Source organism: Nostoc sp., from assembly GCF_036916975.1.
Lineage (GTDB): Bacteria > Cyanobacteriota > Cyanobacteriia > Cyanobacteriales > Nostocaceae > Nostoc.
In genome coordinates, this window is record NZ_JBALFF010000071.1 from 1 (window position 1) to 11,814 (window position 11,814).

Here is an 11,814-nt window from a genome sequence, read left to right on the forward strand (position 1 = left end):
ACTTCGGTTCGGACTGGGTAGGAGCGCTTTGGCAGCGCCGTTAAGGGTGAAAATCTCTTAAGAATCCCTGTCTCTTCTAGAGCAGGGAGTGTCAAAACTGGCTAGACGTGATTGATATTTGTACACATTAGCCCAATCACACTAAGATAAATACTCGCTTCTAGATTATTGCATATTAAGATCGGGGAATTAATCGGGAGAAATTATGGCAATTTATCTAGACTCAGCGATCGCATCTGAAGCTGAAGTTGTGAAACTTTGGGGATGGGTGAAAGGCATTACCACAAATCCCACCCTGTTATCTCAAAGCGATACCCCACCAGAAACCACGCTCAAAAATTTGGTTGCCTTGACAAATGGTCCGTTATACTATCAACTTGTGGCATCTGATCAAGCCGGGATGCTAGCTGAAGGTAGAAAAGCTTTCGAGATTATTGGTTCAAAAACCATTTTAAAGATTCCCGCAACACCATTAGGTTTTGAAGTGGTGGCGAGTCTATCACCAGAAATTACCTGTTCGGTGACAGCAATTTACAGTGCAGCACAGGCAGCAGTAGCACGAGAAGCAGGAGCTAAAATTGCCATAGCTTATGTAAATCGTGCTACGCGGTTGTTAGGTGATGGTATTGCTTTGGTGCGGGATATGGCTAGCGTACTCAAAGGCAGTGATACAGAAATCTTGGCAGCTAGTATCAAATCTCCAGAAGAAGCAGCCGCCTCATTGCAAGCCGGGGCGGATCATTTGACTTTACCATTGGCAATGTTGCAAGCGATCGCAACTCACGAATTCTCACAAAAAACTGTTGAAGAATTCGCTAAAGGAGGCATCGGCTTAAGATAATTCGTAATTCGTAATTCGTAATTCGTAATTAAATATGAGTTTGTCAGATATTCCTAATCTTTGGGTTCCTCTAGCACTTTTAGGTTTGATAGTTATAGCTGCTGTATTTTTCAGCCGCAGTAGTTGATTACCAAAGCATCCCCATTACAAAACAAAATTTACGAACGCACAAAGCGTGCCGGAGGCTCTATTACGAATTACGAATTACGAATTACGAATTATTTTAACTAGTTCCGTGGGTTTAAGTTGCATAGGTTCTAAAACCGGTAAGTAATGCGATTGGGGTTAAATCCCACGTTGTAATGCAAGTCGGAAACCATCCCCACAACAGCACTCTTCATTACAAAACAAAATTTACGAATTACGAATTACGAATTATTTGAATCAACTATAAAAAAGTGGAGAAAATCTGCATTTCATGTAATAGCGAAAGTTAAAATTTGCTCTGTTGCTCGTTGTCCACTGCGAATAGCTCCCTCCATATAGCCACAATATTCAATGGGAGCAGTATGTTCTCCGGCAAAAATGACTCGGAAAGCAGAATACGGTAAATCAGAGCGCCAGCTTTTCAAGTCTCTAGGAGCAAAGTAGCAGTAAGATCCCTGTGACCAAGGGTCAGCAGCCCAGTCATGAGTTGCAGTTGCGATCGCTTTCGGAGCATTTTGGTAAAGCGCGGATACTGTTTGTTGTGCAAACTCAACGGAGTGTCCAGAAATATTTCGGCTAGGTGTCCCACTGCTCGTACAAGCAAGAATTCCCGCTTCACCTATCTGAGTTAGGGTAGATTCCCAGATAGTTTGATAAGGTCTGTCTTCCACAAGCAGCCCAAAATTGGATTGCTGCCAAAAACGATTGGAGTACTGAAGCAAGGTCTTAACCGATACTCCATAAGGCAAGTAGGCTATCGCCTCTCGTTGTGCCTGTGTAAGCGGAACTTCAATAGATAAATGGCGCAAGACACTCCAGGGAATCGTCACAACAATCCAATCGCTAAATACTTCAACCTGCCCCTGAAGAGTTTTTATACTCACAGCAACAGTTTGTTCTTGCTGCTGAATCCGCACAACGGGGGTGTTTATATGGATGCGATCGCCTAAAAAACGAGCAAATGCGGTTGCAAGTTCAATACTACCACCTCGAATTCGCAAATTGCGATCGCCGGAAGTAGCGCTGTAAGCAAAGAAGCCAACTCCAATTGCCTCCGGATCGGCAGCATACATTCCATAGGATTGCTGACGAACAATTTTGCAGGCAAAGGGATCAATCGAGTTTGCAGTCAGCCACTGGGCTAATGTTTGGGCAGGATCGGCAAGCTGTTCAAATAATTGGTCTAACTTCTGATATACATCATTTAAAGAATCTTGCTGTTGAGACAAGAGCGTTTTTTGAGTAAAAAAATTACCATCAATGTCATAGCAGAGGTCATCTGGAAACTCAAAGGCAGGCTCAAGCTTGAGATTGAATTGAGTGGCATAAGATATCAATGCTGTATGGTTATCATCGACAAACTCTGCACCCAATTCGCCATGCTGTTCTGCTCCCAAAAAGACCGTTTGGACTCGTCCTCCAACTCGTTCGCGGGCTTCAAACACTTGCACATCAAACCCAGCCCGAACCAGTTCATAAGCAGCCGTCAGCCCTGCCAATCCAGCACCAATTACAATTACTCGTTTGCTAGCCATCACTATCTTGCTATATACCTTCGCCCAAACTAAATCAATTGTCTTCAAGCAAGTTTTAAATAGCTAGTACCGTAAGGCGGAAGTCACGCATTCACCCATTCAGCCATTCAAAAGTATTTAGGTGACGCGATCGCTGTCAACTCTCCCATAGAGTCTTCGGAAGTTGGAAAAAGGGTTAAGTGATCTTTAGTAACCCGCAACCAGTATCAATTTTATTTCCCCAGATGGCTTCAATATATAGTTTTTTTTAAGTGAACATACCAAATTTGGAGGGTCTGAAACTGATAAAACCCTTTATATATAAGGAAGATAGCCTAGAAGCTAGCGCGATCGCAATATAAATAAAAATCCAGTTGAATCAGTTGAAAAAAATTTTTTCGGTGGGGTGATATGAAACTAAATACGAGTGGGTAAGTTATATCTAGAACACACAATCACATCCTGCACCAGGGAAAACACTTATGAAAACCGAACTAAAAGCAAAGTTTCTCCAACACATCATCGGCAAAAAGAAGGAAAACGAAGGTTTCACACTTATTGAATTACTAGTAGTAATTATTATTATCGGTATTTTGTCTGCGATCGCACTACCTTCTTTCTTGAACCAAGCTAACAAAGGTAAGCAGTCAGAAGCTAAACAGTATACTGGTTCCATGAACCGCGCTCAACAAGCATACTTTTTGGAAAATGCTGCATTCACTAGTACAATGGATCAGTTAGGACTTGGTATTAGAACCCAAACTGAGAATTATGCATACGCTATTAATGGCGGTACTACTATGGTTGCCAACAATGGTATATCTCTGAAGTCGGTGCTCAAATCTTACCAGGGTGTTGTTATTAAATCATCAGTAGCATCTACCAGTGAAGCAACTACTCTAGCCGTGTTATGCCAGTCTAATACTGTTGGTGACCAAACTAGTCAAGTAGCAACTTTTGGCTACGCAGGTGCAGCTTCATCAGGCACTCCAGTGCTACCACAATGTAACGCCGCCTATTCAGAGTTGATTTCTAAGTAAGAACTTGAGTTCTATATCTAATTGCAAGCTTTATAAAAGTGGGTAGTTTAGGCTACCCACTTTAATTTTGTTCTCAAATTTGGGAATAGTACTAGTACTATCCTAAAAATTCTTGACTATGACTTCTTTGCAAATTCCGACTAACATCACCCCATCAGAGCAGCAAGCCCAGCAATATTTTATCAAAGGTAAGTATACTGAAGCTGCTAGCTGCTATGAACAAGCTATCGAAACAGAACCAGAAGTGAAATCTCACTACTGGAACTTAGGATTAATGTTGCTATTGCAGGGACAAGAAGCAGAAGCGCAAATGACTTGGCTGCTGGCTATGGAAGAAGGAGAAGCGCAACTTGAGCAATCGACTGTAGAATTAATAAAGGTTCTGCAAACCGAAGCCGAACGCAGAGAGACACTGGCAGATTATTCTGTTGCTTGGGCAATTCGCCAACATATACGAGAAATTTCTCCTATATATGTGAATAATCTTCTGTCTTTGATTCAGCTATCTATCAAGCTAAAAACTTTTACTGGTGATGAATTAACTTCTCTAGAGGTAATTGAGTTAATTCAGTCAGAAGCAATTATAGATATTGAGTTATTGTTGCAAGTATTGGGGAGTATCATCGATAATGACCCTTTGCATCCCTCTGTTATAGAGTTTGCAGAATCTTGTCTAACCCATGTTAGTGAGCCTCAATCTTTCATTAATATTTTGCTACCAGCCGCAGTTAAAATTGCCCATTCTATGCAGCAACCTAAAGTAGCAATATTACTGGTTGAGCTATGTTTACGGCTGGAACCTGAAAATACAGAACTTCTGCGCCATCTCGCTAGTTTTTATCTAAAAGATTACAATTATTCTCAAGGAATAGAAATTGCTAAATTATGCTACTCACTTTCAAAAAAATTAACCGATCAAGTCTTTGCTAAACACCTAATACAGCGAGGATTAATGGAAGCTCCTGCTTATTGGGACGAAGCGTGTAGAGTTTTTTTAGAGCAGGAATTTTTACTAAAATCTTTAATAGAAGAACAACCTATAAATCTTGAATCAGCTAGAATATTGCGTCTATTTAATGCCAACTATTATGCACCTTACTTACAAGACAATCCGCATAAAAATAGACAGATTCAGAATCAAGTGGCACAACTTTGTCAGCTTAATGTGCAAGAATATGCTACTGAAAAAGTTCAGCGATATAAAAAACGTAGTTCACATAATAGAAATAAGCAAATAAAGATTGGCTATTTATCTCATTGTTTATCTAGGCATTCAGTTGGCTGGTTAGCTAGGTGGCTAATTCAACACCATACTCGTGAACAGTTTGATATTTATGGCTATTTTATAAATTATAAACAAGTAGATGATTGGTTGCAGCAATGGTATGTCCAGCAATTTAATCAAGCTTATCTAGGGGGAATTTATAGTGATGATATTGCTGAAAAAATCTACCAAGATGAAATTGATATCTTAATCGATTTGGATAGTATTACTCTAGATGTTACTTGTGAAATAATGGCACTTAAACCTGCACCTGTGCAAGTAAGCTGGTTGGGTTGGGATGCTTCGGGAATACCAGCAGTTGATTATTTTATTGCTGATCCTTATGTTTTGCCCGAATCTGCTCAGGAGTACTATACAGAAAAAATTTGGCGGTTACCTCAAACTTATATAGCCGTGGATGGTTTTGAAATCGGTGTACCAACTTTACGACGGGACTCTCTAGATATTCCTAGTAATGCTGTAGTTTTTCTGAGCGCTCAAAGAGGATTTAAGCGCCATCCTGATACAGCACGGCTGCAAATGAGAATTATTAAGGAAGTTCCTAATAGCTATTTTTTAATTAAAGGGGTAGCAGACTCTGAAGCTGTGCAGAAATTTTTTATGCAGTTAGCAGAAGAAGAGGGTGTAGAGTATTCACGGCTACGATTTTTAGACTTAGATCCTTCTGAGTCTGTCCACAGAGCAAATTTAGCTATTGCTGATGTTGTATTAGATACTTATCCTTATAACGGGGCGACGACAACCTTAGAAACACTTTGGATGGGTATTCCCTTAGTAAGCAAAGTTGGACAGCAATTTGCCGCCCGAAATAGCTACACCATGATGATGAATGCTGGGATCACAGAAGGGATTGCGTGGACTGATGAAGAGTATGTAGAGTGGGGTGTGCGTTTGGGGAAAGATGAAGCTTTACGCCAGCAGGTGGCTTTGAAGTTGAAAGCATCTCGACAAACAGCACGACTGTGGAATGGTAAGCAGTTTACCCGTGAAATGGAGAAGGCTTACCAGCAAATGTGGCAAAGGTATATTGAGAAAAAATAAGTTAGTAGTGAGGACTTCAGCCCTTCTTTTAGGGCTAAAGTCCTAAAAGAAGGGGTTCGTTAGTCGTAACGAGTTTTATTAGGTTTAGCGATCGCCATTCGGGGTAGTGCCAAAGGCGATCGCAACTCTCGCTATCAGTTCGGTATTAATAAAAGCTAAGTTAAAAAAGATTTGATAAACAAAACGAGGTACTGCTAAATATAAAATTCGCTCTGGATCTTCATCTTCTAAAGCATAGCGATAATCTAAAAACTATCCATGCGCTAAATGAAAATCAGAAATCCTTGAGGGACTAATAAAACTTTTCACCTCAACCGCAATTTTATCATTTCCCCTTTGGGCAGCAATAATCTGTTCCGCCCCAATCTCTATATACATTTCAACTCCACCTATACGCAATTCGTATAGATCGTGATGATTAATTTAACTAAATGCTACGTTCACCTTTATGATGACGATAGCAACGCAGCAACCCATCTGGAATAAAGACTAAAGTATTAACTTTACTATTTTTGAGGTCTGTTTCAACTGGTTTGATTAACCAATTATAAAGCTGTTGAGAAGCTGTTTTAAATTTCTGATTAGCATCGGGTTCGACTATTGTCTCTCGGATTTTTGTAATAACTTGCTCTACTTGCTGACGGTTGACTTTAGAAGTTTTATGTATCAATGTTTGATTGGGGAGTTTGATAATAATTTCTAAATAGTTATCTAGGATAATCGGGTAGAAAATAGCAGTATTCGGGTTGTCGCGGTCTACTAGTTTGTCTAATACCACAAATTGGTTGTTCAAGCAAGCTTCTCGGAAAAAATTGTCGAGTTCTGCAACTTGCAAAGCTTCCATTCGCTGACGTGCTTTATCTAAATCTGGTTTTCCTTGTCCAATCTCTTGTAAAATCAACTCTACAGACTGCCGATAAAGGGGTTCTATGCGATCGCGAAAATTGAACTGCACGTCTCGATTAACCCCAACTAAATCTCTGCGAAGAGATTGAAGAGTTGTTACAGCAGTATCGTAAGCAGATATGGCGGCTGGGATATTTCCCTGTGCTTTGAGTAAGCGTCCTAACTGCCACTCAAGGCGATAAGCTATATCTGAGGCATCAATTTTTTGAGCCATAAATAATGCTTGTTGCGTCAAATCTTGTGCTTCTTGCAATTGTTGGTTCTGCTCGTAAACTTCTCCCAAACTGCCCAGTGCATAGGATTCGGCACGTTCATCGCCGATTATTTTGGCTTGCTGAACGCTACTTGCTATAATCTCTGCAATGTATTTTTTATTACCAATTGTGGTCAAAGTCTGAGCAAAATTGATCCGTGCATAAATACCAGCTTGATTGGTAGGCAGATTTGGGATTTGAGATTGGATTATGGGTATTAATGACTTTGCTTCAGTGATGCGTTCGTTTTCGACCAGCAAACTCAGCTGATTAATCAGGGCTTGAACTTTGACCAGAGGGTTTGGTGCAATTTTGGCAGCATTTTCATAATGAGCGATCGCCTCTTTAATATTACTTAACGACCTAGCAGTGTTACCGAGGCTAAATTCCGTCAAACTAACTTCTAGAGGCAGTTGTAGACGTTGAGCAATTTCTAAGCTTTGTTGTAAGTTTGTCTGGGACGACTCAAGTTCGCCTAATTGTTGTAAGACATTGCCAAGCGATCGCAAAGCTGTTACTTTTACAACTGAGTCAGGTTGGGAACTTAATTGTTGGGATACTTCCTTCAATATATCTAAGCTACGGCGGTAAAAACCAGCAACTCGTAAGGCTTGTGCTTGGTTAATCCGGCTGCGCGTTACTCCAGCATTGTCAGCTAATTTCTTCCAGATTTGCTCTGCTTGTTGTGATGTTTGAAAAGATGCGTCACTTTGTCCGTCTGCTAGTTGCAATTCGCCCTGAGTATTTAGAGTTTGTGCAAGAATTTCTAACAATTCAGACTTGGGATTGCTGACATTTAACTTTTGATTTATCTTATCCCAGCCAAGTAAATTTAAGCTATTGTCAATAGTTGCATAAGCTTCTTTCCAGAAACCGAGTTGCTGGTATACAAGACAAAGGTTAGTCAGGGCTGCGGCTTGTGCAAGGTTATTGCTTTCTAGTTGATAGCTACGGACAGCTTGTTGTAGAATAGTTACCGCTTCAGTAAAGCGTCCAGTTTGATAAAGTGCTTCTCCTTGCTCAAGAAGTTGCTGTGGTGTTGTGGCTGGGGGTTTATTGGTTTGGATGTGAAACCCGTTTGGTGAACTTGTCTGGATTTGTTTAGCAAAGGTACTAGGGATAATATTCAGGAAAACAGCAAGGGTAAATAGAACTAGGGGAGTTACCGCAAATCTAACGACTCGCTTTGGCAGCTGAAGTTTTGCCATATTTCACACCTCCCTGAGATACAGGACAGTCAGCAGGTGTTTGCCAAGGGCTGTGGGGGTTGAGTCGAGGAAGTGCTACTAGTTCTATGTTTCCATTGCTATCAACTACCCAGCCAGAAGCTTCCACAATTGGAATTGTAGCAGCAATTTTAGGAACAGTTGAAACTGCTGTTGGTTGTGGTTGAGTTGTTGTGTTTGCCAAGTTTTCTGGTTCTGGCCTTAATTTCACCCACGCAGACACAGTACTTGAATCTTGTAATGGTTCAGTGGGATTGATAGGTAGTCCGCCGCGTCCTGTTGCCACAAATGTATTTTGGAATTGCGGAGTTCCAGGTGTGCAGGCGGTGGAAATTTGCTGCGAGACATCAACGAGATTAGTAGGGAGTTCGATTAAGCCGCGAGTGGGGTCTACATCAACTATGTTGATTTGCACTTTGCCGCTTAAATCAGGCGTTGCTCCTGTGGCGGTAATATCACTGTTTGGGGAAGGCTCTTTTCTAGACTGGATGCCAAAGATACCAGCAGCATTATTGATGGCGACATTCCCGCCACGGGCGTTAGCGGAATTTGCACTAATGTCGCTATTTTCACTATTGACGGCGATGATAAAGCCATTTTTGGCATCAATGGTAATATCGCCACCAGTGATATCATTACCCTTGGCGTTAGTGGTTATACTGCTACCTCGACGTAATAATATTAGAGGCGAGTTGAGAATGATATTTCCACCCCCTCCGGTAGTGTCAGCGCTTATTTTTGCGCCGTTGTCAAGACGGATAGAGTTAGCATCTACTTTTAAATTGCCTGCTTTACTCTTACTTGTACTGCTAACAGTTATTTGCGCTCCATCTTTATTAAGAAGCAACTCTCTATCGGCGTTAATCTTAATACTACCTGCACTACCTTGCCCCCTAGTTGTAGCATAGAGTCCACTATTGTCTAAAAATACTTCCGGCGATATTATATATTATGTTGATACTTCCACCATTCCCGAATGAATTTGAACCCACTTCACTATAAACGCGAGCCTTGTTTTTCAAGGAAACTTGGTCCGTCGCTTCCAAAGTCACATTCCCAGCTTGAGCGGGATTTCCATCCTTTCCCTTTCCATTGAGGATACTTGCAGCGACAATCGCCTCATTATCAAGAATAATAGAATTTGCCTTGATTGTAATGTCATTTCCATTGCCAGTACCGTTTCCATTAACATCGCTACCGATAGTTGGGTCGGCATTACCTATAAATCCTGATAAAAAAACTGTACCAGTAGCATTAATGTTTACGCTACCCGCATTTCCTTCACCGGAAGTTCTGGTTAACACTTGGGCACCGTCTTTAACAGAAAGTATGCCTGTATCAATGCTGATGTTGCCACCATCACCCTTAGCGTCGCTATTTACCCAGGTATTGGCTCCCCCCCCCTGGAAGGTCACAGCATTGGAGGCATTAATCTTAATACTACCTGCACTACCTTGCCCGCTACTTGTAGCATCCAGTCCACTATCCCTACTCGCTGACAATCTACCAGTTTCGATATTAATATCGCCTGCCTTATCCTTACCAGTCTCTTGAATTCGGGTAATTAAAGATACGTTATTGTCTAAAGATACTTCCGGCGATTTTATCTTGATAATTCCACCATTCCCAAATGAATATTGACCCACTTCACTAAAAACGCCAGTGTTGTTTTTCAAGGAAACTTGGTCCCTCGCTTCCAAAGTCACATTCCCAGCTTGAGCGGGATTTCCATCCTTTCCCTTTCCATTGAGGATACTTGCAGCGACAATCGCCTCATTATCAAGAATAATAGAATTTGCCTTGATTGTAATGTCATTTCCATTGCCAGTACTGTTTCCATTAACATCGCTACCGATAGTTAGTTGGGTTTTGTCTCTCAATCCTGTTAAAAAAACTGTATCAGCAGCATTAATCGTTATGCTACCCGCATTTCCTTTCCCGTAAGTTGTGGTTAACAGTTGGGCACCGTCTGTAACAGAAAGTATGCCTGTGTCAATGCTGATATTGCCACCATCACCCTTAGCGCCGCTATTTACCCAGCTAAAGGCTCCCCCCCCCCTCGAAGCTCACAGCATTGGAGGCATTAATCTTAATACTACCTGCACTACCTTGCCCGTTAGTTGTAGCATACAGTCTACTATCCCCACTCACTGACAATATGCCAGTTTTGATATTAATATCACCAGAACCTTCTCCACTAGCATCGGCGATCGCTTGTTGGGATAATTGAATATTCCCAAAATTTTGCACACCATCATAACCCAAGGCAAAACCTTTATTAGTAGCCGTGAGACTAACTAAACCATTTCCTGCGACAGAGCCTAATTCTATCCGTCCGCCAGCAGTTTTCAGCGTTGCCCCTGTTAAACTAATATCTCCACCGACTAACGCTAAAGTTTGACCGGGTTGCACCCGCAACGCATCTTGTGTATCAATGATGGGAGAATCAAAATCTCTTTTTCCCTGACGATTACCCTGTACTTTAATAAAACTAGAATTCGCCCCAAATTGCAAACCAACAGGCACGCTAATAGTTAATAAGGGTGCAGACTGAGGATTTTTGGCACTAAATTCAAATCCATCAGCAAATTTCATACTATTGGCAGATGTGGCAAAAAATGAGCCGCCAATATCTAACCGGGCATTCTCACCAAAGATAATACCATTGGGATTAATTAGGAACAGGTTAGCTGGCCCGTTGGCTTTGATTAAACCATCAATATTAGAGATAGACTTTCCTGTGACTCGGCTAATAATGTTTTGAATGTTTGCAGCATTGTTAAAAAATGCTGTAGAGCCAGTAGTCACAGAAAAATCTTTAAAGCTGTGGAACAGATTACTTCCTGCTTGACTTCCTCCTGTGATGTTGAAGGTATTACCTTCTAATCTGACGTTGGAATTATTTGGGAGAGTGCCATCTGGGGTGATTTGGGCAACTGAGATATTTGCATATAAGGCGATCGCACTGACAATGGCAATTCCTAGACCTTGTAACCAGTCCAAACGCGCAGTTCTAAAAGACATTGCACTCTCCTATATAAAAGGAAATTTAGCTTGTCAGCCGAAATCTTGAGTATAAGTGTTAGGACTTACGCATTGACAAAATAGACTAAAAGTGCGTAAAGAAAAAAGAAAAAAACAGGCAATGCCGTAGACATTTATCTGTTGAAGTAGCTCGTGATTTTATCCTCGAACATCTAAAATAGAAGAGAGGCTTGAATGCACATAGTCAGTTTCTTGTCAATGCGTAAGTTCTGTAAGTATCAGGACAATCAACTTATGCACAAGAGAGAATATTACCAAATTTGCACTGCTGAATCAAGTAAATAAACCAGGGCAAACGGATCTAAAGTATAAGAATCCTTTAATAGCAAGGGTTTGAACGTTTGCTTGTTGAGGCGATTTTTTGATCAATATTTTTATGCAGCAAGGCTTTCACAAATTACGTGCGTTTGCCCCGGTGAATAAGGGACTTCCAGAAAATAAAATATACATCTAAAATAATGATAATCATTCCGATGGGGAAGGGAGAGGCTGCCGTTGGCAGCCTCTCCCTTCCC

Annotated in this window: 8 protein-coding genes and 1 pseudogene; 3 read left to right on the forward strand and 6 right to left on the reverse strand. The window is 41.1% G+C overall.

The genetic code is table 11. The annotated features are described in order from the left end of the window. Positions 1–205 precede the first annotated feature (205 nt). Positions 206–841, forward strand: a complete 636-nt coding sequence (locus V7K73_RS17960) for a transaldolase family protein (RefSeq protein WP_334881930.1) — start codon at positions 206–208, stop codon at positions 839–841. Positions 842–1,257: 416 nt separating this feature from the next. On the opposite strand, the gene V7K73_RS17965 is transcribed toward V7K73_RS17960, so the two are convergent. After that, on the reverse strand, positions 1,258–2,523 hold the full coding sequence (locus V7K73_RS17965; protein ID WP_334881931.1) for a flavin monoamine oxidase family protein: 1,266 nt from the start codon (positions 2,521–2,523) through the stop codon (positions 1,258–1,260). Between the two features lie 461 nt (positions 2,524–2,984). On the opposite strand from V7K73_RS17965, the gene V7K73_RS17970 reads away from it, so the two are divergent. Both V7K73_RS17970 and V7K73_RS17975 read left to right on the forward strand, forming a co-directional pair. Beyond that, on the forward strand, positions 2,985–3,542 hold the full coding sequence (locus V7K73_RS17970) for a type IV pilin-like G/H family protein (protein ID WP_334881932.1): 558 nt from the start codon (positions 2,985–2,987) through the stop codon (positions 3,540–3,542). Between the two features lie 118 nt (positions 3,543–3,660). Then, positions 3,661–5,868: an O-linked N-acetylglucosamine transferase, SPINDLY family protein gene (locus tag V7K73_RS17975; protein ID WP_334881933.1), complete on the forward strand. Its 2,208-nt coding sequence runs from the start codon at positions 3,661–3,663 to the stop codon at positions 5,866–5,868. 84 nt (positions 5,869–5,952) lie between these two features. On the opposite strand, the pseudogene V7K73_RS17980 reads toward V7K73_RS17975, so the two are convergent. From V7K73_RS17980 to V7K73_RS18000, 5 genes and pseudogenes are all read right to left on the reverse strand, one after another. After that, a pseudogene (locus V7K73_RS17980) lies at positions 5,953–6,291 on the reverse strand (element excision factor XisH family protein). A gap of 4 nt (positions 6,292–6,295) precedes the next feature. Then, entirely contained in the window at positions 6,296–8,236 is a 1,941-nt protein-coding gene (locus V7K73_RS17985; RefSeq protein WP_334881934.1) for a tetratricopeptide repeat protein, read from the reverse strand. Continuing rightward, on the reverse strand, positions 8,202–9,101 hold the full coding sequence (locus tag V7K73_RS17990; RefSeq protein WP_334881935.1) for an S-layer family protein: 900 nt from the start codon (positions 9,099–9,101) through the stop codon (positions 8,202–8,204). The genes V7K73_RS17985 and V7K73_RS17990 overlap by 35 nt, the downstream gene beginning before the upstream one ends. A gap of 67 nt (positions 9,102–9,168) precedes the next feature. Next, positions 9,169–10,134 carry a hypothetical protein gene (locus V7K73_RS17995; RefSeq protein WP_334881936.1) on the reverse strand — a complete coding sequence of 322 codons (966 nt, stop codon included), beginning with the start codon at positions 10,132–10,134 and terminating at the stop codon, positions 9,169–9,171. A 160-nt stretch (positions 10,135–10,294) separates the two neighbouring features. Beyond that, positions 10,295–11,278 (reverse strand): filamentous hemagglutinin N-terminal domain-containing protein, encoded by a 984-nt coding sequence (locus V7K73_RS18000; protein WP_334881937.1) that lies wholly within the window; start codon positions 11,276–11,278, stop codon positions 10,295–10,297. Positions 11,279–11,814: the final 536 nt, after the last annotated feature.

Excerpts from the sequence above, each read along its gene's own strand:
- V7K73_RS17970 (WP_334881932.1), top strand. The coding sequence starts at position 2,985 with ATGAAAACCGAACTAAAAGCAAAGTTTCTCCAACACATCATCGGCAAA.
- V7K73_RS17975 (WP_334881933.1), top strand. The coding sequence starts at position 3,661 with ATGACTTCTTTGCAAATTCCGACTAACATCACCCCATCAGAGCAGCAA.
- V7K73_RS18000 (WP_334881937.1), bottom strand. The coding sequence starts at position 11,278 with ATGTCTTTTAGAACTGCGCGTTTGGACTGGTTACAAGGTCTAGGAATT.
- V7K73_RS17965 (WP_334881931.1), bottom strand. The coding sequence starts at position 2,523 with ATGGCTAGCAAACGAGTAATTGTAATTGGTGCTGGATTGGCAGGGCTG.
- V7K73_RS17985 (WP_334881934.1), bottom strand. The coding sequence starts at position 8,236 with ATGGCAAAACTTCAGCTGCCAAAGCGAGTCGTTAGATTTGCGGTAACT.
- V7K73_RS17960 (WP_334881930.1), top strand. The coding sequence starts at position 206 with ATGGCAATTTATCTAGACTCAGCGATCGCATCTGAAGCTGAAGTTGTG.